The sequence below is a fragment of the Shewanella sp. 8A genome (genome assembly GCF_023475945.1).
GTDB lineage: Bacteria > Pseudomonadota > Gammaproteobacteria > Enterobacterales > Shewanellaceae > Shewanella > Shewanella xiamenensis.
Map to the genome: position 1 here is coordinate 86,577 of NZ_JAMDJP010000008.1, position 24,203 is coordinate 110,779.

Genomic DNA, 24,203 nt, shown 5'->3' on the forward strand with positions numbered 1-24,203 from the left:
TTATTTCGTCTTGCTACTATCAGTCCTTAAGACTGGCTAAGCGTATCGCGACCGCATTTTTATGAGCATCGAGTAACTCATTGCTGGCAAGGGTCATTACCGCTTGCCCGAGTCCGAGTAGGCCCTTAGCACTGAGTTCTTGCACCGTAAAGCGGCGGCTAAAGTCTGCCAAGGAGAGGCTCGATACCGCGCGGCTGTAACCGTAAGTCGGCAATACATGGTTAGTTCCACTGGCATAATCTCCAACCGATTCAGGTGTATAGGCGCCTAAAAACACTGAGCCTGCGGCACGAATATGCTTGAGTACGTCCCGTGGGAAGCGGGTTTGAATAATTAAGTGTTCAGGCCCGTAACGATTCGATACCTGTGCTGCTTCCAGCATATCTTTGACTAAAATGGTGCGGCTACTGTTTAGCGCGGTTGCGGCAATCTCTTGGCGTGGCAGAGCGGCCAGTTGTGACTCGAGTGCTTGATTCACAGCTTGTGCTAATGGCTCCGAATCCGTGACTAAAATGACCTGCGAATCTGGGCCGTGCTCTGCTTGCGAGAGTAAATCTGCGGCAATAAACTGCGCATTGGCATCGCTATCGGCAATCACTAATACCTCAGAAGGGCCTGCGGGCATATCAATAGACACAGTGCAGCGACCGTCCTGCGAGACTAAGCGCTTGGCTTCGGTGACATAACGATTGCCTGGGCCAAAAATCTTATCGACGCTGGGAATCGTTTCAGTGCCAAAGGCCAGTGCGGCAATGGCCTGCGCGCCGCCCACTTGATAGATTTCGGTGATCCCACAGGCGTTTGCCGCATACACAATTGCATCGTTAATCGGCGGCGGACTCACCAATACGCGTTTTTCGCAGCCAGCAATTTTGGCAGGTAGGGCCAACATCAGTACGGTTGAGATTAATGGGGCGCTACCACCGGGAATATATAAACCGACTTTTTCAATCGGTTCGCTACGAAGCTCGCAGCGAACCCCCGCTTGGGTTTCAATGTCGATGGGGCGAAATTGCTGCGCGCTGTGGAACACATCAATATTGGCCATCGCTTGGGCAATGGCGGCTTTAAGTTCGGTCGAGACTCGTGCGCTGGCGGCGCTAATCTCGCTTTCACTTAAACGCAGACTGTCGATATTGGCGCTACTGATATTTACAAGCTTGGCGCCATCAAACTTTTGATTAAACTCTTTTAGCGCCGCATCGCCACGGCTAGCCACGGCATCAACAATGGCCCGAACACTTTGTTCTAAGCCGCTGTCACCAATTAAAGGTGAGCGTTGGAGCGCGGCTTTTTGTTCATCGACGGATAACGCTGCCCAAGTCAAAATATCCATAGATCACCCCATCATTTTTTCAATTGGCATGACGAGGATTGAGCTGGCACCGAGCGCGGTGAGTTCTTCCATGGTGTCCCAGAATAAATCTTCGGTACTCACGGCGTGAATGGCCACTCGATTAGTATCGTCGTTTAATGGCAATACAGTAGGATTTTCGGCACCGGGCAGCAGGGCGACAATTTGATCTAAAGTTTCAGTGGGCGCGTGCAGCAAAATATATTTACTTTCGCGGGCGCGGATCACGCCGTTTACGCGGGATAAAATGCGATCGATTAAGGCTTGTTTGCTCGGCGTTTGGGTTTGGGTTGATTGAATAATGCAGGCCATGGAGCGGTATATGACTTCAGTCTCGTATAAACCATTGGCTTCAAGGGTTGCGCCAGTGGAGACTAAGTCACAAATGCCATCGGCAAGCCCTGCACGCGGCGCAACTTCAACCGAGCCTTTTAACATACAGTCGCGATAATTTATGCCTTTTTGTTGCATAAAACGGCGCAATAGATTGGGGTAGGAGGTGGCAATTCTCAAGCCTTCTAGGGATGAGGCATTGGCATAGCTAAATTCGGTTGGTACGGCTAACGAGAGACGGCAGGCGCCAAAATCTAATTGGCGTAATTTTACATATTCAGCTGGCTTATTTAGGGTTTGACGCTCAATTTGCTCTTCTTCGAGCACGTTCTCACCAATAATGCCTAAATCGACCACGCCATCCATCACCAGTCCTGGAATATCATCGTCACGTACTCTGAGTAAATCGATAGGCATGTTATCTGCGTGTGCGATAAGACGTTGTTCGTTAATGGAAAACTTAACACCGCAGCTCTTGAGTAATTGCTGAGAGTCGGTCGATAGGCGACCCGATTTTTGAATGGCAATACGTAAACGGTTTGATTCAGTCATAATTTTATCTCGCTCAAAGTTAACAAATTCAAAATGATATTCTTTCGTTTCACGCTTTAACTGGTTTATCGGCACCGCCAGTAAATGTGGCGGTTAACATATTGAAATTAATTACTAATTATCTATTAAATCGTTAGTTAAAAAGCCCAAAAGCAAAAACCCCCGGAATTCCTTCCAGGGGTTTATGATCATCTTTGAATCAGTCCGCCAGAAGGATATAGTCCTTCGGCAGTGAGCGTCCGAAGGCTACCGCATATGGTGGTGATGATGGTGGATAGCGTTCAGTAATGGGCTCATATGACTCTCTATACTCTATTCTGTTGAATTCGGTGTTGATGGATACTTATCCATCGAACGTTTTTTTAAGCTAACCGCTTTCTGTGCCGTTTGCAACAGCTAATTTTAACTAAATAAGAATATTTATGCGCTTTATGAAAATGTTTCATCTTGGTGGTCGCAGGACGATAATCTGCTTATCGCAAGGAGGGGCGAATACTTGAGGTTATTTAGGGGATGGGCACAAAGCCGATGCTGCGTTTAGACAAATTCGGCTGGCGGTAAGTATGGTAAATCTTGTCTAACAGCGTTCAATCTAGACTGGCGGTTGTGGCTAAGTGTCAGTCACAGCGCTAATGCAGGATTAGCGCGTGACATCCCTTTTACCCTGTTAAATATTCTCCAAACAGGCGATCAACTGTTTGTTGGCAATATTTGTCTTCACCACGCCAATATTCGGCAAATACCCAGTCATTTTTGCCTTGGCGTTGTCTATCGACAGTATTGGGTTTTAATATTCCCAGACTGGCTAATATTTCGATTAATATTTGTCGCTCAGCTTTACTCGACTTAATCACATTCGCTAATCTTTTCTCTAGTGTGCTGGGATAATCGCTCGGCTCAGACGTTTCGATAGTCGTTAATATCGCTCTAAAACAGGCAATATCATCTGACGTTGGCTCTGGAATATCGGCATTAATAAATTGGTTTAAATCAAAATAGGTATACAAAATATCCCCATGGCGCACGCCGCCCCATTTTATACGCTCGAAATTGAATACGTTAATATCCATCTCGATATAGGATTCGCTTCCTCGGATGCCATATTGACTGTCTCGGCAAATGCCGCAGGTATAGGAATGTGCAGTTGGTTTGCCATCCATATAAGAAGAGCCTGAAATGACAGGTGTGTATTGATGAGATGGGATTTTTTGGGCGATCGCATAGGATGCAAGGGATGAGCGCCAATCCAATCGCCGAGAGGTTAGACTGCTTAAAAATCCTTTTGTTACTTGTGCTTGCGAAATGCCTTTTACTAGCGTTGTGGTGGCAAGGATACATTCATCGTGGCAGATAGTTAAAGGATCAAACATTAATCCTTTCGATTTGGCATAGATAAAGTCGGGATCGGAGATACTTCTGTTTTTTACGTCAATCCAACCATTCTTCCAATAGGTGGAGAATAAAATCCTTTTTGCTTTTTTATCCATAGCTGATTCTATTTTATCCTTTAACAATTGTTTTAATTTATCTTATAAAAGCGCAATTAAAGCGGTTAGCTCTCTACATTTATATAAGCATCGTTTTGATAGTAATAACTGACAGCATGAATTATGTCATGCAAGGTAGCATGTGGCAGCTGTTGCACTAAATTAGCCTTGATGCTTTGCAAATCCGCAATGCTTAAAAAGTATTGATAACTTTGAGTTTGCGGGTAGAGAGGCTCATCCTGTTGGTCGCGTTCTTCTTCAAGCTCATCGTCAATGATTAACATTGTCATTGTGGGGTTCAATGGTTTCTCTAAGACTTTATACACATCCAAGTGCCACGAAAAAGAACCAAGTTGGGATAATAGGGTTTCCAAGGTTAATGTTAATCGCATGAAATATCCTTTTGAGCGAGCATCATTTACATCATTTGGACGAGTTAATTAAACCGACAGAATCAGGCTCAAGGCCTCCACAGACCCTGCATTAATTCGGTTAACGCAAATGATGAGAAAATAAACAGTAAATTAATCAAAGCCCGCATAATCCAAGGTAATGTACCGTAGGAAAGGCGATATTTATTTGAGGCAATCACTATAACTCCCATGATGCCAAACCAAGGTGTAAAAAAGAATATGGTTTGCCATTTAACCAGAGCAACGGCGAGATCGTGTAGCGCACCGCTGACCAAAAAGGTGACAAGTACGGCGAGCCACATCGGCAGAAACTGACTGCTAGGACGCATGACATTACGTGATAAATAATAACCCCAAATCGGATTCCAATAATGCCAAAAAATGGGGAATGACTTAGCACCCAGGGCGCGTGATAGCATATTCCTCATCGAGTGACTGGCACCCAGTGGAACACCATTTCGCTTTTTCACATATTGTGACAAGGATAAGGTCGTTGGCATGGTTAATCTCCGCCTAATGCTTACCACTGAGTGCGTAGCTTTTTACAAGTCTCGTAATATCAGACCTCATGTTCAGATAATTGTTATAGCTTTATTCTTTAATTCCATGCTTTGCGAGAAAAGGTCTAATACGCTCAATTAATTTAGATTGTTTTGCTTGTGCTTCTTGCATGGCGATTTGTGCTCCAGTTTGCATCAATTGTGGCGTTTTTTCTAAGAGTTTTTTACCTGTAGAAGTTTGATAAAATTGGGTTATTTTAATGATTTCTTCATTTGTGAAAGCCTCAGAGTACTGTTTTTTTAATTCGTTTATCACTCTGGGACGATCAACATCTTCATTAAACCATGCTCTATAAATACCCTTAAGTTCTTCTTTAGCCTTATTATCTAATTTATAGTTGGTGGCTATTTGGTCTACTATTGGTAACATAGCTTCAAATCCACCAGCCATTTGTTTATCGATTGACATCACTCTAAACATTTCATCTATTGGTGCTTCTTGCGCTACTACGGGAGTAGATAAAATAAATAACATTAACGGTAATAATTGGAACTTTTTCATTTTATATCCTTAATCATCTCAACGTTTATAACGTAAACCTAATTGAGTTATATATCCATAATTGAAGCTTCGTGCAAAATTAAGTCATTAGCACAATCATTAACGCAACTTAGCAGCTTATCTCTTAGCAAGCAATCGGGGAAAAGTTGAGTTAAGCCTTTGGTTGTTAAATCATTTAAACTACGCTACTCCATGTTTTAGCTCAAGAAGCTCGGCGCTAGATTAAAACTATTGGTATTATCAGGCGGGCTTAATTACACTGCGGCAACAGCGTTATGCTCCTTAGCGAAGGCTAACGCCTTAACCCACAACTCGCTTTTTTGAATCGTTTTTATAGGAACTCGCTCGCCATTGACTCACTCTCGACGCTCAGCTCCGCGGCAAGCTAAACATCAGCAATCAAATCAGCAGTCGCTTGATGCTCCTCGTTCGATGAGCAGATTGACGAATGAGGTGCTGCGTGCTTTTGCCAACGATGGTGTGCTCGCTACGCATATTCAAGGGTTCAGTGCGCGTCAGAGTCAGGTTGAGATGGCGCAAATCATCAGTGAAGCGATTGCGAGTAAGGGCAATGCACTGATCGAAGCGGGTACAGGGGTCGGTAAAACCTTCGCCTATTTAATTCCCGCTATGTTAAGTGGTAAGCAAGTGATTGTCAGTACTGGCAGTAAAAACTTGCAGGAACAATTGTTTTTAAAGGATTTACCCGCATTGACATCTATGCTTGGGATTGCGCCCAAGCTTGCGCTATTAAAAGGTCGCAATAACTATTTGTGTCAGTATCGGCTTGATAGGCAGATGCAGGAGGCCAGCCATATTGAAGCGCGATTATTAGACGATTTACTCAAAATCAACCAATGGGCGGGCATGAGTAAAGACGGCGATATTGGTGGCTTAACCTCAGTGCCTGAAAATTCTCCCGCGCTTCCCTTCGTCGTCAGTACCAAAGAGACCTGTCTTGGCCAGCGCTGCGAATTTTATGATGCCTGTTTTACCCGTAAGGCTCGCAGCCGCGCGATGGATGCGAAAATCATCGTCGTAAATCATCACTTATTCTTTGCAGACAGTGTGTTAAAGGACACAGGCTTTGCTGAATTATTACCCGATCCCGATGTGGTGATCTTCGATGAAGCGCATTTGCTGCCGGATATCTGCGTCAGTTATTTTGGCCAGCAATCCTCGAGTCGCACTATTGATGACTACCTGCAAAAGTTATTGCAGATTTATCAAACTGAGCTCAGCGATACGGGGCAGATTGCCCAATTTTGTCAGCGTTGTTTAGCCAAATTGAGTGACTGGCATAATGGATTGTTTTCGATTGCCGAGTCGGATTGGCGTATGCTGCTTGGCAATAAGTCAATTGCGCTAGCATCATGGGATTTACTCGCAGAGTTAACCGCGCTGCAAAAACTCTTGCTCGCCCATGTGGGGCGCAGTGAGTTATTAGATGATATTGCCGTTAAACTGGCGGACCTTAACCATAAGCTCAATCAGTTTTTCCAATGTGACAATCCACAGGCTGCCTATAGTGTTGAATTTGGTAGCCGTTTTGTGATGCTACGGATTTCACCGATTAATATTGCCCGCGAATGTCAGCAGTTATTTGTGGCCAATACCAGTTGGATTTTTACCTCGGCAACCTTACAAGTGAACCGCAGCTTAGCGCATTTTGCCAAGGAGTTAGGGATCAGTGAGGCCAAGGCGCATATTTTGGATAGTCCCTTTGATTATCCGCGTCAGGCGTTATTTTGTGTGCCGAGGCAACTGGGCAATGTGGCGAATCAGCAGCAAGCAGTCAAACAGTTAGTCGATGTATGTGTGAAAGCGATTGAGGCAGCGCAGGGGCGAACCTTTATTTTGTTTACCAGCCATAAAATGCTTGAGCAAACGGCGTTGGCATTGCGAACTCGGACTCAATATCCGTTGCTGGTGCAGGGCCAAGCGGGTAAACAGAGTTTGCTCACAAAGTTTCGCCAACTGGGCAATGCGGTATTACTTGGTACCAGCAGTTTTTGGGAGGGGGTAGATGTGCGTGGCAAGTTATTAAGCTGCGTGATTATTGATAAATTGCCGTTTGTCTCGCCCGATGAGCCGCTTTACCGTGCCCGCGCCGACAATATTAGCCGTCAGGGCGGCGATCCTTTTACTCAAGTGTCATTACCTCAGGCGATTATTGCACTCAAACAAGGAGTTGGACGTTTGATCCGTGACGAAAAGGACTGCGGCGTATTAATCCTGTGTGATAATCGGATTGTGAATCGCGCCTACGGACAGGCATTTTTAAACTCCCTGCCGCCGATGGCGCGCACCCGTAATTTAGATAAAGCCTTGGCGTTCTTGAGAACAATACCTTGACACTCGTCTTATGGTTTACTTGGGATGCTTAAATTTGTTTTATTTTTATGGAATATGAGCGAAGTATTCAGTTGTTAGATATACATTAAGGCGATACAAATGGGGATAAAAAATGCCACCTGTGAGCAATAGATGGCAAACACCCTTGGAGGTGGGTCAAGTGGCATCCTGCCAAATGGTTCCATTCAAAACAAGTTATTCTTCGGCTTTTGGCTTTAGATTTTTAGTGAGTTAATGGCATGCTTTGCAGGCATCAGCAGGTGCTTTTTCTTCATGAGCGATATGGCAATTTGTGCATGTTAAAACGCCATCATGCTTAGTATGAGCTTCACCTGCGAGTGTTTTCATTTCGCCATGGCATGATACACATTGCTCATTTTCAAAAACATAATCCGCAGAAGGTGTTTTATCCTTATGGCATGATTCACAGTCTGATCTTTCTGAATGGCTGTCGGCAAGTGATGCCGCCATTAAACTAGTAGAGAAACACAGTGCACACATGAGCATCATCTTTTTAAGCATGTTATTTTCCTTCTTTTATTGTGGGTTAAATTATCATTCTCAAGCCAGCAAATAAGCTCTTATTCGATTATAAAGAGCTAGTGGTGCAATATAAGCAATGTGCAAACATTGCTTTTTTAAATGTCTAATTAGTATTTCTCTTGAAGCATATGCCGCTGTTTTATTAATGTGTACTGAAGTACATTAGGCTTAACAGAGTTTATTAAGCTTAAATTAATAGTTTTTTGAGATTTAACTTGGCTTCTTGAATGTATAATAGATTTTTAAGGTGACAAAATGTTGATCGTTATCAAAGGTGAATGGATGAATACTTTTTTAGTTTAAAAGTATGATCAATATTTTATTGTGGGGGCGATAAATTCGATAATCCAAATCTAAATTTTAAAATTTAGATTTTATTTTAGTTTATTTAGCAATTCTAAATTATAGAAATGAATTAATTAGGGATTAACCAGATGACGATTCGTTATTTAAGCAACAAGGGTGCTTGGCTCCCTTGTTGCTTAGCACTTCAACGATTAGATTTTTAAACCCACCATCAGCTGGTCCAATTGTCCCGCGGTGGCTTGCAACTCATCACAACCCGATACCGATTGGTTCGCCGATTGCTCGACATCGTGGGATTGATTGCGAATTTCCATCAGATTGGTCGCGATTTCGTTCGCTACGGCTGATTGTTCTTCCGCAGACGTGGCAATCAACACACTCATTTCGAACACGCGGCTGCTATGGTGGGCAATCGACTCGAGATCTTTACCCGTTTGCAGTACATGCTGTTTGCCTTCACTTGCTTGACTCACGGTGCGAGACATCACTTGGGTGAGGTTACGTGTGCCTTGTTGCAGCGACTCAATCATGGATTTAATTTCTACCGTTGCAGCTTGCGTGCGGCCAGCAAGGGTTCGTACCTCATCGGCCACTACCGCAAAACCGCGACCCTGTTCGCCGGCACGCGCCGCTTCAATCGCGGCATTGAGGGCGAGTAGGTTAGTTTGTTGCGAGATAGCATTAATGGTTGAAACGACTTCATCAATCTTACTGGCGTTGTCGTTGAGGGTATTGACGGCATTCGATGCAGCAGAAATTTCATCCGACAGTACATCAATTGCGCTTACTGTGGTTTCAATATCCTTAGAGCCCGCATTGACCTGTTGATTCGCCTCTTGGGTTTCGGCGGAGGATTGTTCGGCATTGCGTGCCACTTCTTTTACCGCGGCAGTCATTTCTTCCATCGCCGTGGCTAAGGAGTCGAGGTGCTGACGTTGATTGACCGCAAGGGCTTGTCCTTGCTGAGCCGTACTTCTAAAAGATGAAACCACTTCGCGGATCTTGCTGGTGGATTCTGCTATCTGCTTCACCAAGTTGTGCTGGCGCTCGACTAGCGTGTCGATACTGATAGCTAAGATGCTGAACTCATCTTTGACTTCGAAGAAGTTTAATCGGCCAGTTAAATCCCCAGACGCCGCGCGTTTAAGTGCCATGACTGTGGTGTAGAGTGCACCGCCAACGAAGGTAGAGATGTAGTAGCTAAACAGGAAGAGCACGAATAACAGCACTGCCATCAGGCTGTAGACTAAGATATTGTCATCTGCTAAAAGGGCGTTAAGTTGACGATCATCGACGGGAATGATGGTCAGCATATTTTGATCATTAACCGAGCTAACAGCCCGATTAGGTGAACTGCTGGTATCAATACCACCACCGCTGCGCGCAAGGGTTTGTGCGCGGCTATCAGCCTCAGAAACTGTAACAATCTGAACATTCTGTAAGCCTTGGCTCAGCTGATTAGGTAAATTTTGGCGTTCTTGCTCGGGTAGCTTGCTAGAAATCTGGGCGGCGAGTTGATTGATTTTCTGGGAAGTGTCTTGGAGCCCATGCAAATGGCTTTCAAGCAGGGTATCCCTAAACTGAGTATTTAAAAATACCGCTAATCCCACAATCATAAACATGGGAACTAGGGCGAGAATTGCAAATTTGGTTTTTAAGGTCATGTGGATAAGGTATTGATCTATCCAGCGAAATTTAACTTCTTTCATTAGCGCCTCGATAAATTGGGCTGTGACCAAATGGATATCGGTCGATTTGCCATAGACTTTATGTTTTTCTGCTTAGTAAGCTGTTGCTTGTATTATTGTTGTCCAATTGCGGCATTTTTGTTTGTTTTGCAGCAATTTTGGCAAGGTACAAACATAAGTTTACAGTTTAGTTACATGTGTCGCCAGTGGTTAGTGCGTGATCACGTGACTGCTGTAAAAATCGACAAATGTCTTTCCAAGGCGATCAACTTGGAAGGTTTGTTGGGATAACACATGAATTTGCATGATAAAAACCCCGAATAAGCCCTAGTAATATGCCGCTCGCTCGCGTAAAATTTCTCTCCTTTTATTTCGTTATAGCTAGCAAAGCGTCTGGCATTAACGCCCGATAACCTGAGCACCGAAATAGCCTGAAAGTTTGGCGCCCATAGCACTTGTTTATCAAGCGCGACTATGCAGTGGAAGAGAAAATGCAGCAGTTAACTGAGATCGTAGAACAAGCCTTAGTCATTATTGACCAGGCCAGTGATCTAAAAGCACTGGATGATATCCGTGTCGATTACCTAGGTAAGAAAGGTAAGATCACCGACATGATGAAAATGATGGGCAGCTTAAGTCCTGAAGAAAAACCCGCTTTTGGTCAGGCGGTCAATGATGCGAAACAGGCCATTCAACAGAAATTAACTGAGCGCATCGAAGTCCTGAGAAGTGCAGAGCTTGAAGCCAAATTAATTGCCGAAAAGATTGATGTGACGCTACCTGGCCGCACTATCGAAATCGGTGGTTTACACCCAGTGACGCGCACCATTGAACGTATCGAAACCTTTTTTGGGGAATTAGGGTTTTCGGTAAAACAAGGCCCTGAAATCGAAGATGATTTCCATAATTTCGACGCCTTGAATATCTCTGAGCACCACCCAGCGCGTGCCGACCACGATACGTTTTATTTTAATCCTAAGCTGATGCTGCGTACCCAAACCTCGGGCGTGCAAATTCGTACTATGGAAACGGAAAAGCCGCCACTGCGGATTATTTCACCGGGTCGTGTGTATCGTAACGATTACGACCAAACTCACACACCAATGTTCCACCAAGTGGAAGGTTTGCTGGTAGATGAAAACGTTAACTTCGCCGAATTAAAAGGCGTGTTGCATGATTTCCTGCGTAACTTCTTTGAGGAAGATTTGCAGGTGCGTTTCCGTCCTTCTTACTTCCCATTCACTGAGCCTTCAGCCGAAGTGGACGTAATGGGTAAAAACGGCAAATGGTTAGAAGTGTTAGGCTGCGGTATGGTGCACCCAAATGTGCTGCGTAGCGTTGGCATCGATCCAGAAAAATACTCTGGTTTTGCTTTTGGTATGGGCGTTGAGCGTTTAACTATGCTGCGTTACGGCGTAAACGATCTACGAGCGTTTTTCGAAAACGACCTGCGTTTCCTGAAGCAATTTAAATAACGGAGCTGTATAGCATGAAATTTAGCGAATCTTGGCTTCGTGAGTGGGTCAATCCTGCCGTTAGCCGTGAAGCATTATCCCACCAGATCACTATGGCTGGACTCGAAGTCGATGGCGTTGATGCCGTGGCTGCCGAGTTCAACGGCGTTGTGGTTGGTGAAGTGGTCGAATGTGGCCAGCACCCCGATGCAGACAAACTGCGCGTGACTAAAGTCAGTGTCGGCAGTGGCGAGCTTATCGATATCGTCTGTGGCGCACCTAACTGCCGTCAAGGCTTAAAAGTGGCCGTAGCAATGGTCGGTGCCGTACTGCCAGGCGATTTTAAAATTAAGAAGGCTAAGCTGCGTGGTATGCCTTCAGAAGGCATGCTGTGTTCATACAGCGAGCTGGGTATTGACATCGACAGCGATGGCATTATCGAACTGCCATTAGATGCGCCATTAGGCACGGATTTACGTGAGTATCTCCAGCTTGATGATGCTGTGATTGAAGTGGATTTAACCGCTAACCGTGCCGATTGTTTAGGTATGGTAGGTTTGGCCCGTGAAGTCGGCGTGTTAAACCGTCAAGCGGTAACTGAGCCACAATGGCAAGCCGTGACGCCAAGCACTGATACCAAAGTGGCTATTAATGTCAAAGAAACCGCAGCTTGCCCACGCTACTTAGGTCGTGTGGTGAAGAATGTGAACGTGAAAGCGGCTACGCCATTATGGATGCAGGAAAAACTGCGTCGCAGTGGTATCCGCTCAATCGATCCTATCGTGGATATCACTAACTTTGTGTTGGTTGAATTCGGTCAACCGATGCACGCCTTCGACCTTGCCAAACTGACTGGCGATATCCAAGTGCGTTTAGGTAATGGTGAAGAGAAAATCACCCTGCTCGATGGCAGCGAAGTGACTATTCCAAACGACACTCTAGTGATTGCCGACGATGCGCGTCCATTAGCCCTTGCTGGTGTGTTTGGCGGTGAATATTCGGGTGTGAGCGACACTACCCAAGACATACTGCTTGAATGTGCGTTCTTCGCGCCGTTAGCGATTATGGGTAAATCACGCCGTTTAGGTTTGCATACCGATTCATCACACCGCTTCGAGCGTGGTGTTGACCCAGAGATGCAACACAAAGTCATGGACCGTGCGACTCGCTTAGTACTGGATATTTGTGGCGGTGAAGCGGGCCCTGTGGTTGAAGCCAAATCTGACGCTGACTTACCAAAACCTGTGCAAATCTTATTGCGTCGCAGCAAGTTAGATAAAATTCTCGGTCACCATGTTCCCGATAGCGACGTGGTTGAAATCCTCGAGCGTTTAGGTTTTAGCGTAGTCGCAGGTGAGGGGTGCTGGCAGGTTACGACCGCCACTTACCGCTTCGATATGGCGATTGAGGAAGACTTAATCGAAGAAGTGGCCCGTATCTACGGTTACAACAACATTCCAAACGTTGCGCCCGTGGCGTCACTGCGGATGTCAGACCATAAAGAAACCGACTTAAGCCTCAAGCGCGTACGTTCGCTGTTAGTGGCCCGTGGTTTCCAAGAAGCTGTGACTTACAGTTTCGTCGATCCTAAGCTGCAAAATCTGGTTCACCCAGGTGAGCAAGCCATGGTGTTACCGAACCCGATTTCTAGCGAAATGTCGGCCATGCGGTTGTCGATGTTCACTGGATTATTGACTGCGGTTGGCTACAACCAAAGTCGTCAACAGGGTCGCGTGAGACTTTTTGAAACTGGCCTGCGCTTTGTTCCTGATATTCATGCAGAATCCGGTGTAAGACAGCAAGCTATGCTCGGTTGCGTCATTACAGGGCTTCAAAATGACGAACATTGGTCAATGGAATCGAAAACCGTTGATTTTTTCGACCTTAAAGGTGATTTAGAAGCAATTATCGGCTTGACAGTTTCCGCATCAGAATTTAGCTTTAGAGTAGCGACGCATTCTGCTCTTCATCCAGGGCAATGTGCTGAAATATTGAGAAATGATCGAGTGATCGGTCATATAGGTGCTATCCATCCTAGTTTGGAGAAGCCTTTTGGACTCAATGGTAAAACCATCGTTTTTGAGTTGGAATTGGATGCTTTATTGCATACCAGTTTACCGCTAGCCCAAGCTGTATCTAAGTTCCCGGCTAATCGTCGTGACATCGCAGTAGTCGTAGATGAAAGTGTATCTGCAGGCGATGTAATGAAATTGATAAGAAAAGTTGGCGAAAATCAGTTGGTTGGCATAAACTTGTTCGATGTATACTTAGGTAAAGGTGTTGAGCCCGGCAAGAAGAGCTTGGCGATAGCACTTACATTACAAGACACTACTCGTACACTTGAGGAAAAAGAGATCGCTGAAACTGTAGATTCAGTTGTTTCTGCCCTGAAGACCGAGTTCAACGCATCGTTGAGGGATTAAAGTATGGCACTTACCAAAGCCGAAATGGCAGAACATCTTTTTGAAACACTCGGTATAAACAAGCGTGTAGCCAAAGAGATGGTTGAGTCGTTCTTTGAAGAAATTCGAGGCGCACTTGAAAGTGGTGAGCAGGTCAAGTTATCTGGCTTTGGCAACTTTGACCTTAGGGATAAGAATCAAAGACCGGGAAGGAACCCAAAAACAGGCGAGGATATCCCGATTTCCGCTCGCCGTGTCGTGACCTTCCGTCCCGGCCAGAAACTGAAAACTCGCGTAGAAGCTTCTAACGCGGGCAAGTAATTTTAGATGTTCGACAGTAAAGCCACTCCTTCGTGAGTGGCTTTACTATTTTCTTTTTATGGTGAATGACTCTTCCACTGTCTGAGGTGATTTCTTTGTCAAGACAGCCCAAACATTTTGACCGACGTTTTCAATTGGCGTTATTGCACCCTAAATATTGGGTTACTTGGTTGGCGATCGGTCTATTAGTGATTTTTGGGATCATGCCCGCGTGGCTGCGTGATCCTATTGCTAGAATCTTGGCCAAACTGGTGGCGCCTATTGCGAAAAAGCCGATAGGTATTGCCAGGGCGAACTTAAAGGCGTGTTTCCCTGAAAAATCCGCCGCAGAAATAGAAGCCTTAATTGATGACAATGTGCAGAACTTCGTATTAGTGCTGTTATCGCAAGGTGAGCTGTTGGTACGATCTAGGGCGCATTTACGCCGCCGTGTGAATCTGATGGGCTTTGAGCATGTACAAGCGGCACAAGCAGTAGGGCAGCCGGTGATATTTATCATGCCGCATGTTTGGCCAATAGATTATGCCGGGCTGAGGTTAAATCTCGAGCTACCCATGGTGACTATGGCCAAGGCCCATAAAAATGGCTTATTCAATTGGTTTAGTAATCGGGTGCGAAGCAGTTGTGGTGGCCACGTTTATATGCGAGAGGCCGGAATTCGCGCCTTATTAGCAGAGCTTAAGCAGAACAATAGCTTTTTCTACCTGCCCGATGAGGATTTAGGCCCAGATCAGAGTGTGTTTACCCCGTTTTTAGGCACAGTCAAAGCGACATTACCCGTGGTTGGCCGATTAGCTCAGGCGGGAAATGCCCAAGTGCTGCCGGTGAAAATTGGTTATAACCAAGCTTCACGCCAGTTTGATTTAACTGTGATGCCCGCCATTGCCGCCGAAGACATGGTCGGTAAGGAAAACGAGGCGTTAGCACTGAATAAAGCGGTTGAGCAAGTGATACTCGCTTATCCAGAGCAGTATATGTGGTTCCTAAGATTGCTAAAGACTCGCCCTGAAGGGCAAGCCTCAATTTATCAGTAAGCGTTTATCGTTTATTGTAAACCCGAATAAAAATGGCTTTTAGTGTGTAGACTTAAAGCCATTTTTATCACTGAAGCCGTGCTTATAATCGATTAAATATCCTCTGCCTGCTCCATTTCGAGCTGCATCAGTAGCATATCTTCACCCTCTAATACCCGCGTATGATAACTGTTACAGGCGGGGCACACGATTGAACGCTCATCGAGCACCGACTCTTGTTGGCAATCTGCACATTTGATCACCAGTGGCTGTAGTGTCATGCAAAGCTCGGCTTCGCGGCAGATCCCATCGAGTTTAAAGGTCTCAAACGCCGTTTGAAGTAGGGAGGGTTCGACACCGCTCATTACGCCGAGTTTGATTGCTACCCGAGTAATTTTAGTTGCTTGATTTGCCCGTGCATGTTGTTCGCACTGTTCAATTAAGGCGCTTACTATAGAATACTCGTGCATTAACAAATCCTTGGTAGCAGTTCACCTTGAGGCAAGTCTAAGTAACGTTTGGTATTCCATGGCGTTCTTAAGATCACTTTTCCGGGTAGTTCGTCGCTGACGGTACCGATGATGGCCGCGCTTTCGCAGTGACCAAATCGTTGCATAATTTCCAACGCACCAAGGGCGATATCGTTGGGAACAGCCAAGATAAAGGTGCCTTCATTGGCTAAATCCATTGGCTCAAAGCCATAGAGTTCACATAAGCCTTTGACCTCATCACAAACCGGGATGCTCGCCTCATTGACTGTGATGCCGACATTGGCGGCAACGGCCCATTCATTTAATACGGCAGATAGCCCGCCACGGGTTGCATCGCGCATAGCATGCAGTGGAATATTCGCAGCGATCAATTGCTCCACGACTGGCCAGAGCGTGGCACAATCGCTTTGTAGCATGGACTCGAGGGTAAGACCCTCACGCGCCATCAAAATAGCCGCGCCATGGCAGCCCACATCACGGGAGACAATAATCGCATCGCCGGGCGCGACATTGGCCGCCGAGATATTCGGACGTAAAATACGCCCAACGCCTGAAGTATTGATAAATAAGCCATCGGCGCAGCCCTTAGGTACTACTTTGGTGTCGCCACAAACAATTCTAGCCCCACTTTGTTTCAGCTCTTTGGCCATACTGCGTACAATTGTGGTTAAGTCTTTGAGCGAAAAACCTTCTTCGATGATCACGCTACAGCTTAAATATTGAGGCTCAGCACCCATCATGGCGAGATCGTTAACAGTGCCAGCAATCGCCAGCTTACCGATATCACCACCGGCAAAAAACAACGGAGATACAGTGAAAGAGTCCGTCGTAAAGGCCGTCGCACCCTGTAATTCAAGTTTTGCAGCGTCTTCTTCGCTACGCAAAATCGGGTTATCGAATTCGGCAAAAAACAGATCGCGGATGAGTTTATTCATCTCTTTACCGCCACCACCGTGGCTGAGTTGAATCGCTTTCTCTTTGGTTGATACATCAGCCATGATGTTGCTCCTTGCTATCGATGCCTTGATAGCGGTAATAAGCATTACAAGCGCCTTCGGAGCTGACCATGCAGCTACCGAGAGGGGTTTCGGGATTGCAGCCGCGGCCAAAGACTTTGCAGTCCTTCGGTTTGGCGAGTCCACGTAGAATATCGCCGCACTGGCAAGCCTTATGATCATCAATCTCTTTGACGGGCAATCTGTCTTTAAAGCGCAGCTCTGCGTCCCTGTGGGCGTATTCATCCCTTAATTGCAGCGCCGAGTTGGGGATTGGTCCAAGCCCGCGCCAACGAAATTGCGGTCTGATCTGGAAAAACTGTTCAACTTTTGCCTGTGCGGCAAGATTACCTTGCTCAGATACAGCGCGGCTGTATTGGATATCGAGTTCTGCCTTGCCTGCGGCCTTTTGACGCACGATGCGCAGGATAGACTCCATTACATCCACGGGCTCAAAACCTGAGACCACTACCGGTGTGCCGTATTGCTCTACGGCTGGGCGATAGATTTTGGCGCCACTGATCACACTGACGTGTGCTGGGCCAATAAAGGCATTGACCCTCGCATTAGGATCGTGCATCACGGCATCAATTGCGGGTGGGACTAATACATGGTTGATATGAAAAAACAAATTCGCCAGCTTTTCCTGCTCGGCCAGTTGCAACAATATTGCCGTCATTGGGGTGGAAGTTTCAAATCCAATGGCGAAAAACACCACGGTTTTATTTGGATTATCACGGGCAATTTTGAGCGTGTCTAAAGGATCATAGATAGGCCGAATATCACAGCCTTTGGCTCTGAAACTGGCAAGTGAACCTTGGGAGCCGGGGACGCGGATCATATCGCCTAGCGTCACTAATATCACATCTTCCTGCTGGGCAAGCACTGCGGCTTGATCGATCCGCTCTTTAGGCATAATGCATACAGGGCAACCGGGGCCGTGGATAAACTCAATGTTATCCGGCAGCAAATCTAGTAAGCCGTATTTCATTATGGTGTGGGTATGGCCGCCACACACTTCCATAATGTTGATTTGTTGATCGAGTGAGTGAGCGACCTGGGCAATATCCTTTGCAAGCGAGGCAATGGTTTGGGGATCGCGAAAGCCTTGATAAAGTTGTTTTAATTCAAGCATGTTCAATCCTTGTCGCAGTGTATCGTCTGTGGTTTGCGATAGTTTACAACTGCGGCTGTTGCTTAATGCGTGGTTTCATTTTCAAGTTTTGCGACTATCTCTTGATATAATTCAAGGCTTTGCAGAGCATCATTGCGATCAATTTTATTCATCACAAAACCGATATGAATGAGCACATAATCACCAATAGCCAAGGGTTCAGTCATAAGATGGCTGCTGACATCGCGTCTTACGCCTAAGGTATCGACGGTTACAGATTGGCGCTCGTTATCAACTGCTACCACTTGTGAGGGGATTGATAGGCACATTATTGTGGCTCTCCCACAGTGTTTCGGCGCAGATTTTCATTTAGCCAAGCGGCGACGGCATGCATGGAATCGCCATTTTTAATTGAGACTTCGAGTATTTGAGTGTCCGGATTGAGTTTTTTAAGCTGGGCTTTGGCCTCGTCGACACTGAAATCGAAGTAGGGTAATAGGTCACATTTTGTGATCAGAACCAGGTCAGCACGGCGGAACATTACTGGATATTTTTCAATCTTATCATCGCCTTCGGGAACGGAGAGCAGCACGATATTTTTATGGGTGCCCACATCATAACTGGCGGGGCAGACGAGGTTGCCCACGTTTTCCACAAAGCAAATATCTAACCCTTCCAGCGGCAAGTGATGCAAAGCACCATGCACCATAAAGGCGTCTAGGTGGCATGCACTGCCAGTTTGAATTTGATGGGCTGTAATGCCCTTTGCGATTAAACGGTCAGCATCACGGGAGGTCTCTAAATCGCCTTCAATAACGGCGTAATTAAGTTTTGTGTACTCTTTTAAGTGCTCAAGCAAGGTCGTTTTGCCGCTACCTGGGCTACTCATTAGATTGAAGGCGGTAATATGGTGAGCCTCGAAATGGGCACGGTTGTGGGCAGCTTCTACATCATTTTTATCGAGAATTTTATGGATCACCGACAAGGTTTTTTTATCGTTAAGCTGAGGATTGGTATGCAATTCCTGATGTTTATGTCTGTGTTCGTGGGAATGACCTGTATGGTGATCATGCCCTTGTTGAATCGCAGAGTGGCGGGGTAGAGAGCAGCCGCAGTCTTTACACATCTTGTCATTCTCCTTGTTCTCGTCACAGATTTGAGCTGTTGTCCGAACAATATGGTGATGCTATCGAATAGGGTTAATTTGATTACGCTAATGTTAAGTGTGATACAAATCCTTAAAGGAATCTTTGATGTTCGTCAGGTTATTAGGTCGTTTTGACCCTGATCAATCAGATTTTGGCCATTTGGTCACGGCGCATATCAAGCTCTACGCAGATATGTCATAGCAGCGGTTTATTGGTGGTTTTTATATTGCCTCTTGATGAATTCCATACCAAAGCTGGCCAAGGGCGATACCGCCATCGTTAACGGGGATATGTTTGTTGGGGAGCACGGTATTGCCTTGCAGATGAAGTTTACTGAGGCAATATTCGAGCAGATATTGGTTTTGAAATACTCCGCCACATAGCGCAATGGGCAGTGATGGATAGCGCGCAGCATAACTACAAATAGCATCTCCAAGACTATGCAAAAACGCGCGGGCGATAATGCTTTGCCTCTGGGAGGAAAGTGGCGCCTCAGTGATGTGCACGATAAGCTGTTTAAACAGTTGGCTACTACACCAAACTTGCACTTGTTGCGGGTCATCCTCTGATGAACTCAGCGGTAAATTGAGGATAAGTGGCGGTAAATGTTGTTTATCGGCACGTCTTGCTGCGGCTTCTATCAGCATGCCCGCTTGGCCTTCAAATTGTGTGGTGTCAATCAATCCTAAGGCGCAGGCGAGGGCATCAAATAATCGGCCAACCGATGAGCTTTTAATCGTATTGCCACTTTGCCAGATCCGGTGCAAATTGCTTAACGTTAACGGTGTCAGGCTTTTTAGGATTGGTAAATCTAAGGTTTGTACCGCCGCTAAACTCATTTGTTCAAACAGCAGTGCCAGTAATAATCGCACAGGCTGTTTTATTGCTTGCTCACCGCCCAGTAGGGAGATGGCTTCAAAATGGGCTAAGCGCTCTGCTTTGTCTAACCTGGTTAATAACACCTCACCGCCCCAGAGACTGCCATCATCGCCAAGACCGGTACCGTCAAAACTAAAGCCTAATACCGGATCTTGATATTGATTGATGGCCATGACGCTAAGCACGTGGGCATGGTGATGTTGCACGCTTAAGGTTTGGATTGAACCAGAGGCTCCACTCTGTGTATCAAGGCTTTTCTGTTGCTGCGCTTCTGCCCAGCGCGATGGTGCGTAGTCTGGGTGCTTATCATGGACAATCAGCTCGGGACTGAAATGATACAGGCGCGCAAAGGTGCCTAAGGTGCGCTCGAAATACTGCTCGGCACTGACACTAAAAAGATCGCCAATATGCGGACTTAAAAATACATTTGCACCAAATCCGAAAGCGATAGCATTTTTTTGCTGTGCTCCCACGGCGAGGATTGAGCGTATTAGTGGCGCTGTTAATGGAAAACTTAATGGCGCATAACCCCGCGCTAGACGCAGCACTTGCACCTGCGGCGTATTGCCATTTGGCTGTTGAATAAGTTGCACAACACTGTCATCACAGCCGTTGAGTATTGGTCGGTTATGATCGACGATGGCATCCACCACATGCCCAAGTTGGCTGATAAGCGCATCGCAATCGGTGATAATGGGCTCGCCCGACACATTGGCGCTGGTGGCCACTAGCGGGCCATTAAATTGGCTAAGCAGTAAGTGATGCAGTGGCGTATAAGGTAAAAATACACCCAGCTTGGGGATATTAGGTGCGATTTCGGGGCTAAGGTCATGCTCATCCAACGCTTGCATCAATACGATGGGCCGTTCCGGCGAGCTTAAGGTTTGCCACTCCGCCTCCGTGCCCGTAACGTACTGTTTTGCCATTTCAATACTCGGCATCATTACCGCCAGCGGCTTCGCCTTACGCTGTTTTCGCTGCCGTAGTTGACTCACTGCGAAGCTGTTTCTCGCGTCACACATCAAGTGGAATCCGCCGAGCCCTTTAATGGCGAGGATGTGTCCTTGTGCAAGCTTATTGGCCGCAGCGGCCAATACCGCCATGCTGTTGTTTTGCGAGTGGAGCAAGGGCGTCAATGCGATTAGCTCACCCTTAGGTGTTTTTAAACTCAGGTGTGGGCCACATTTTGGGCAACTGACGGGCTGAGCGTGGTATCTGCGATTTAATGGATCTTGATAGGCCTTGGCGCAATCGGGGCACATGGCGAAATCCGCCATGGCGGTATGATGGCGATCATAGGGTAAGGCATTGATAATCGTGTATCTTGGGCCGCAATTGGTGCAATTAGTAAAGGCATAGCCAAAGTGGCGATCCTGTGGATTGCGCATATCGCCTAAGCAATCTTGGCAGGTACTTTTGTCGGCCGACACGGCAACCAGTGCTGCTAAGCTAGGGTCTTTTGTTTCATCACTTTGGCTATCGCTTTGAACAATCTCGAAGCGTGTCTCCGATAATTTTACCGCTAGCTGTCCATGGGTTATATGGTCGATACGTGCCAGTGGTGGCGGGTTAGTTGCTAACTCTTGGATAAAAATATCCAGTTTTGCGCTCGGTCCTTGCAGTTCTATCATCACGCCCTTGGCATTATTGAGTACTGTGCCAGTGAGTTGCAAATCGGTTGCCCAGCGGTAGACAAAAGGCCGAAAACCCACGCCTTGTACTATGCCAGTGATATGCAGTTGGCGACGTTCAATCATATCCTGTTGGTTAGCGGATGAGGCTGCTTGTTTCAATTTCAGTCTTCTTTTAGGTTTGTTCGCAACATTAGAAGATAACAATCTATCCTCTAATGTTGCGATATCTCTGGGGCAAACACGAATGTTAAGTATTTATCCAAGGGTGTTTAATTGCCGTTGCTTAACATACAGCGCGCCTACAGCAAGGTTATCTCCCTCTAAGTCGAGACTACGATTGACCAGTAACGGGAAGTTTTTACCTAAGCGTAAACTCATGCGTTTACAGAGGGTTTCATTAGCTAACTCATTACCCGCTAAAGCAATTGTCTGTACTCCAATATTTAAGTCTATATGCTCAAGCCAATTAGCAAGGTAATCGGCGAGGGAGTCCTGCATCGCAAAAGCCAGTTGGCTTGGGTCGCTGTGGCCAGCCACTCTAAAGCTCAGTAGTGTGCCAAGGGTTTTGCACCAATTAAGGCTCCGATGGGCTTCGCCTTTGGTGAGAGGGTAATCGATGCGCGGTGCATTCGCTCCCTGATAACGCATGGCCGCTGCCATGAGAGCATCGCTCAAATAGTCTTGTGACTGGGTTTCTTCCTGCGGATTCAAACCAATCAATATCGCGGCAATTGCCCATAGGCTCTGAAGATTATCGCGTCTGCCGTGGAGTTTTAGACTGAGCAGTTTTAAATAATCTTCAGGAAACAGACTTTTAAATTTTTGCGCCACCGCTTTTTGTGGGCTGCTGTCGAGCCTGTGGAAAATCTCATATCCATTATCGGGCAGCTCAGGCAGGGCAAAAAACAGTGAAGTGTCGCCTTTATTATCGCAGGTGACAATTTGGCTCTGATGATCATGGCTTAAGTAAATCACCGCCGCATTTTTGGCTTGCTTATGGCTGGTAAATTTACCATTTAGCAGTGCAGCAAAGAGCGCTGCATCGGTAATTGTATGATCTTCTTGATCACCTTCGTAATTCGTTTCACTCTCTACAGAGGATAAGACTTGTACGCTAAGCGTGCCTTGGTGCGAGCGTGTTTTTTTATGCGCTTGCCATTGTGCTTTAAAACCGAGAAAGCGAATGTCTTCCCTTAACGGCTCCGGCGCATTGAAATGTTTGCTGATGTTATTAGCATTATCTCCATCTTGGTGGGACAACTGGGCCCATGCGCCATCAACCCAAGCTAATTTGGGCCTATGGTGCTGACCTTGAAGATAAACCCAATCAATTCCTTTTTGCCGCAAAATTTCGCTAAGGACCGCTACCACGCGACTATAGCCAAAACAAATATCGTATAGCGGCGCAAATAGTTTTTGGTGATCTTGAATGGGTCTTGCGCAAATAAGTGGTTTTTCAATGCTGGATAGCGCAACGACTTGATGATCCTTTAAGCAAAAATGCGCATTTAAGGTGTTTGGATTACAGATCAGCAGTTGTGGTCTGCTGGCATCGCGAGCAAACGGTTCTAAGCTTAACGCTATACCTTCACAGCTTAACGCTAATGAGCCTTGGGTTATTAACTGCTCAGCCATGGCTTTAAGATCGGTTAGCGTGAGGGCTTTTTGGGCAGGGGTTAAGCGGGTTTCACCGTGGCAACAGGAACAGGTTAAATCAATAGCACCAAATTGCGCCGCTTGATTATCGCCAAACAGGGGATAACATTGCTGGCAAAAAGCGGCAACCGATTTATCCATTTGGGGATCATGAGTCTCCAATAAGGTACGCTGGCCTTGTGGCTCATCGATAACTTTAATGCCTGAGTCAACCAACCAAACAGACATTAAAAAGTCAGCGGCAATCGCATCGGCCAATTGCTCTAGCGGCGCTTGTTCACCTTGGGCTTCAATAAAATAGGTTTGTGGACCAAAATCATTGTGGTTGTCGCAACCAATGCTAATATTCAGCGCATCATAATTTAGGTATTGATTACATAAATGCGCATATAAGGGCACCTGACGTGAGCAGGTAAAATCAAATCTGATGTTTTTCATCTTCTATATTTTCACCAAGAGTGACACCACGTTTATAGGAGTCGGGGATCAGCGAGTCGATACTATGATCGGCAATGCGTGTCGCAGTGAATCCAAGGGAGGCTAAGTGGGATAACAGGGTGCGCTCCATCAAAGGAACTGCGGATGCAACTTTGGGGGTGAGGCCGAGAGTCATAGGTTCAAGCACGGTTGGAGTAACACCTAATACAAAGGTTTTTGGCCTGTCGCCAACCATTTCCATCATGTTTAGGGTTTGTAGCATTTCGACTTCATGGGCGCTGCCTTGCCAGTCAATTTCCTGCGGGGCTTTATCAAAGTCGAAGAAATAGACCTCACCCGCTTCGACGCCATTGGCGTTGACAGTATCGACCACGATCAAATAATCGTATTGGCAAATAATCGGAATGAGTCCCTGGGCCAAGGTGCCGCCATCGAGCATCTCGAGCTGATGGGACTCGTGCGTAAACTGATAATTCTCAGTGATGTAATTGACAAAATGTACGCCGATGCCTTCATCGGCGTACAGGACATTGCCAATACCCAGTAGCAATATCTTCATTGGACT

Annotated in this window: 21 protein-coding genes; 5 read left to right on the forward strand and 16 right to left on the reverse strand. The window is 46.2% G+C overall.

Going from position 1 to position 24,203, the window contains the following annotated elements:
- Nucleotides 1–19: 19 nt before the first annotated feature.
- The 6 genes from hisD to M0413_RS08230 all read right to left on the reverse strand — a co-directional run bounded on the left by hisD (nt 20) and on the right by M0413_RS08230 (nt 5,201).
- Entirely contained in the window at nt 20–1,336 is a 1,317-nt protein-coding gene (gene hisD, locus M0413_RS08205; RefSeq protein WP_249553768.1) for a histidinol dehydrogenase, read from the reverse strand.
- 3 nt (nt 1,337–1,339) lie between these two features.
- A complete protein-coding gene (gene hisG, locus M0413_RS08210; protein ID WP_037418029.1) occupies nt 1,340–2,239 on the reverse strand; it encodes an ATP phosphoribosyltransferase in 900 nt (299 codons plus the stop codon).
- A 659-nt stretch (nt 2,240–2,898) separates the two neighbouring features.
- Complete coding sequence (locus M0413_RS08215) at nt 2,899–3,726, reverse strand: hypothetical protein (RefSeq protein ID WP_249559024.1); 828 nt, start codon at nt 3,724–3,726, stop codon at nt 2,899–2,901.
- A 65-nt stretch (nt 3,727–3,791) separates the two neighbouring features.
- Complete coding sequence (locus M0413_RS08220; RefSeq protein WP_249553772.1) at nt 3,792–4,118, reverse strand: DUF7716 domain-containing protein; 327 nt, start codon at nt 4,116–4,118, stop codon at nt 3,792–3,794.
- A 68-nt stretch (nt 4,119–4,186) separates the two neighbouring features.
- A complete protein-coding gene (locus M0413_RS08225) occupies nt 4,187–4,639 on the reverse strand; it encodes an acyltransferase (protein WP_047535512.1) in 453 nt (150 codons plus the stop codon).
- Nucleotides 4,640–4,730: 91 nt separating this feature from the next.
- Nucleotides 4,731–5,201 (reverse strand): DUF2059 domain-containing protein, encoded by a 471-nt coding sequence (locus tag M0413_RS08230; protein WP_037417916.1) that lies wholly within the window; start codon nt 5,199–5,201, stop codon nt 4,731–4,733.
- Between the two features lie 432 nt (nt 5,202–5,633).
- Between M0413_RS08230 and yoaA the strand changes: the two genes are divergently transcribed.
- Nucleotides 5,634–7,556: a DNA repair helicase YoaA gene (yoaA, locus tag M0413_RS08235; RefSeq protein ID WP_249553774.1), complete on the forward strand. Its 1,923-nt coding sequence runs from the start codon at nt 5,634–5,636 to the stop codon at nt 7,554–7,556.
- Between the two features lie 231 nt (nt 7,557–7,787).
- Here the strand turns inward: yoaA and M0413_RS08240 are convergent, their stop codons facing one another.
- Nucleotides 7,788–8,078, reverse strand: coding sequence for a cytochrome c3 family protein (locus M0413_RS08240; RefSeq protein WP_037417920.1), 291 nt, complete (start codon nt 8,076–8,078; stop codon nt 7,788–7,790).
- Between the two features lie 518 nt (nt 8,079–8,596).
- Entirely contained in the window at nt 8,597–10,114 is a 1,518-nt protein-coding gene (locus M0413_RS08245) for a methyl-accepting chemotaxis protein (RefSeq protein ID WP_037427754.1), read from the reverse strand.
- Between the two features lie 470 nt (nt 10,115–10,584).
- Between M0413_RS08245 and pheS the strand changes: the two genes are divergently transcribed.
- The 4 genes from pheS (at nt 10,585) to lpxM (ending at nt 15,304) form a co-directional block, all read left to right on the forward strand.
- Nucleotides 10,585–11,568 (forward strand): phenylalanine--tRNA ligase subunit alpha, encoded by a 984-nt coding sequence (pheS, locus tag M0413_RS08250; RefSeq protein WP_249553776.1) that lies wholly within the window; start codon nt 10,585–10,587, stop codon nt 11,566–11,568.
- Between the two features lie 14 nt (nt 11,569–11,582).
- Nucleotides 11,583–13,970 (forward strand): phenylalanine--tRNA ligase subunit beta, encoded by a 2,388-nt coding sequence (pheT, locus tag M0413_RS08255; protein ID WP_249553778.1) that lies wholly within the window; start codon nt 11,583–11,585, stop codon nt 13,968–13,970.
- Between the two features lie 3 nt (nt 13,971–13,973).
- Entirely contained in the window at nt 13,974–14,270 is a 297-nt protein-coding gene (gene ihfA / locus M0413_RS08260) for an integration host factor subunit alpha (protein ID WP_011622581.1), read from the forward strand.
- A gap of 95 nt (nt 14,271–14,365) precedes the next feature.
- Nucleotides 14,366–15,304, forward strand: coding sequence for a lauroyl-Kdo(2)-lipid IV(A) myristoyltransferase (gene lpxM / locus M0413_RS08265; protein WP_249553780.1), 939 nt, complete (start codon nt 14,366–14,368; stop codon nt 15,302–15,304).
- Between the two features lie 92 nt (nt 15,305–15,396).
- On the opposite strand, the gene hypA is transcribed toward lpxM, so the two are convergent.
- The 8 genes from hypA to M0413_RS08305 form a co-directional block, all read right to left on the reverse strand.
- On the reverse strand, nt 15,397–15,753 hold the full coding sequence (hypA, locus tag M0413_RS08270) for a hydrogenase maturation nickel metallochaperone HypA (RefSeq protein WP_037417930.1): 357 nt from the start codon (nt 15,751–15,753) through the stop codon (nt 15,397–15,399).
- Entirely contained in the window at nt 15,753–16,772 is a 1,020-nt protein-coding gene (gene hypE / locus M0413_RS08275) for a hydrogenase expression/formation protein HypE (RefSeq protein WP_249553782.1), read from the reverse strand. Before hypE ends, hypA begins: the two co-directional genes overlap by 1 nt.
- Nucleotides 16,765–17,904 carry a hydrogenase formation protein HypD gene (gene hypD / locus M0413_RS08280; protein ID WP_037417937.1) on the reverse strand — a complete coding sequence of 380 codons (1,140 nt, stop codon included), beginning with the start codon at nt 17,902–17,904 and terminating at the stop codon, nt 16,765–16,767. The genes hypE and hypD overlap by 8 nt, the downstream gene beginning before the upstream one ends.
- 62 nt (nt 17,905–17,966) lie before the next feature.
- Nucleotides 17,967–18,212 (reverse strand): HypC/HybG/HupF family hydrogenase formation chaperone, encoded by a 246-nt coding sequence (locus M0413_RS08285; RefSeq protein WP_037417941.1) that lies wholly within the window; start codon nt 18,210–18,212, stop codon nt 17,967–17,969.
- The gene (hypB, locus tag M0413_RS08290) at nt 18,212–19,009 is read right to left on the reverse strand and encodes a hydrogenase nickel incorporation protein HypB (RefSeq protein ID WP_169547686.1); all 798 of its coding nucleotides are present in this window, start codon (nt 19,007–19,009) and stop codon (nt 18,212–18,214) included. Before hypB ends, M0413_RS08285 begins: the two co-directional genes overlap by 1 nt.
- Before the next feature lie 243 nt (nt 19,010–19,252).
- Nucleotides 19,253–21,667: a carbamoyltransferase HypF gene (gene hypF / locus M0413_RS08295; RefSeq protein ID WP_037418033.1), complete on the reverse strand. Its 2,415-nt coding sequence runs from the start codon at nt 21,665–21,667 to the stop codon at nt 19,253–19,255.
- 132 nt (nt 21,668–21,799) lie between these two features.
- Nucleotides 21,800–23,638, reverse strand: a complete 1,839-nt coding sequence (locus M0413_RS08300; RefSeq protein WP_144345445.1) for a Kae1-like domain-containing protein — start codon at nt 23,636–23,638, stop codon at nt 21,800–21,802.
- Nucleotides 23,619–24,197, reverse strand: coding sequence for a HyaD/HybD family hydrogenase maturation endopeptidase (locus M0413_RS08305; RefSeq protein WP_037417949.1), 579 nt, complete (start codon nt 24,195–24,197; stop codon nt 23,619–23,621). The genes M0413_RS08300 and M0413_RS08305 overlap by 20 nt, the downstream gene beginning before the upstream one ends.
- Nucleotides 24,198–24,203 lie beyond the last annotated feature (6 nt).

Bases quoted from the DNA above. Each gene is read 5' to 3' on its own strand.
- hisD (WP_249553768.1), bottom strand. From the start codon at position 1,336: ATGGATATTTTGACTTGGGCAGCGTTATCCGTCGATGAACAAAAAGCC.
- hisG (WP_037418029.1), bottom strand. From the start codon at position 2,239: ATGACTGAATCAAACCGTTTACGTATTGCCATTCAAAAATCGGGTCGC.
- M0413_RS08215 (WP_249559024.1), bottom strand. From the start codon at position 3,726: ATGGATAAAAAAGCAAAAAGGATTTTATTCTCCACCTATTGGAAGAAT.
- M0413_RS08220 (WP_249553772.1), bottom strand. From the start codon at position 4,118: ATGCGATTAACATTAACCTTGGAAACCCTATTATCCCAACTTGGTTCT.
- M0413_RS08225 (WP_047535512.1), bottom strand. From the start codon at position 4,639: ATGCCAACGACCTTATCCTTGTCACAATATGTGAAAAAGCGAAATGGT.
- M0413_RS08230 (WP_037417916.1), bottom strand. From the start codon at position 5,201: ATGAAAAAGTTCCAATTATTACCGTTAATGTTATTTATTTTATCTACT.
- yoaA (WP_249553774.1), top strand. From the start codon at position 5,634: ATGAGCAGATTGACGAATGAGGTGCTGCGTGCTTTTGCCAACGATGGT.
- M0413_RS08240 (WP_037417920.1), bottom strand. From the start codon at position 8,078: ATGCTTAAAAAGATGATGCTCATGTGTGCACTGTGTTTCTCTACTAGT.
- M0413_RS08245 (WP_037427754.1), bottom strand. From the start codon at position 10,114: ATGAAAGAAGTTAAATTTCGCTGGATAGATCAATACCTTATCCACATG.
- pheS (WP_249553776.1), top strand. From the start codon at position 10,585: ATGCAGCAGTTAACTGAGATCGTAGAACAAGCCTTAGTCATTATTGAC.
- pheT (WP_249553778.1), top strand. From the start codon at position 11,583: ATGAAATTTAGCGAATCTTGGCTTCGTGAGTGGGTCAATCCTGCCGTT.
- ihfA (WP_011622581.1), top strand. From the start codon at position 13,974: ATGGCACTTACCAAAGCCGAAATGGCAGAACATCTTTTTGAAACACTC.
- hypA (WP_037417930.1), bottom strand. From the start codon at position 15,753: ATGCACGAGTATTCTATAGTAAGCGCCTTAATTGAACAGTGCGAACAA.
- hypE (WP_249553782.1), bottom strand. From the start codon at position 16,772: ATGGCTGATGTATCAACCAAAGAGAAAGCGATTCAACTCAGCCACGGT.
- hypD (WP_037417937.1), bottom strand. From the start codon at position 17,904: ATGCTTGAATTAAAACAACTTTATCAAGGCTTTCGCGATCCCCAAACC.
- M0413_RS08285 (WP_037417941.1), bottom strand. From the start codon at position 18,212: ATGTGCCTATCAATCCCCTCACAAGTGGTAGCAGTTGATAACGAGCGC.
- hypB (WP_169547686.1), bottom strand. From the start codon at position 19,009: ATGTGTAAAGACTGCGGCTGCTCTCTACCCCGCCACTCTGCGATTCAA.
- hypF (WP_037418033.1), bottom strand. From the start codon at position 21,667: ATGATTGAACGTCGCCAACTGCATATCACTGGCATAGTACAAGGCGTG.
- M0413_RS08300 (WP_144345445.1), bottom strand. From the start codon at position 23,638: ATGAAAAACATCAGATTTGATTTTACCTGCTCACGTCAGGTGCCCTTA.
- M0413_RS08305 (WP_037417949.1), bottom strand. From the start codon at position 24,197: ATGAAGATATTGCTACTGGGTATTGGCAATGTCCTGTACGCCGATGAA.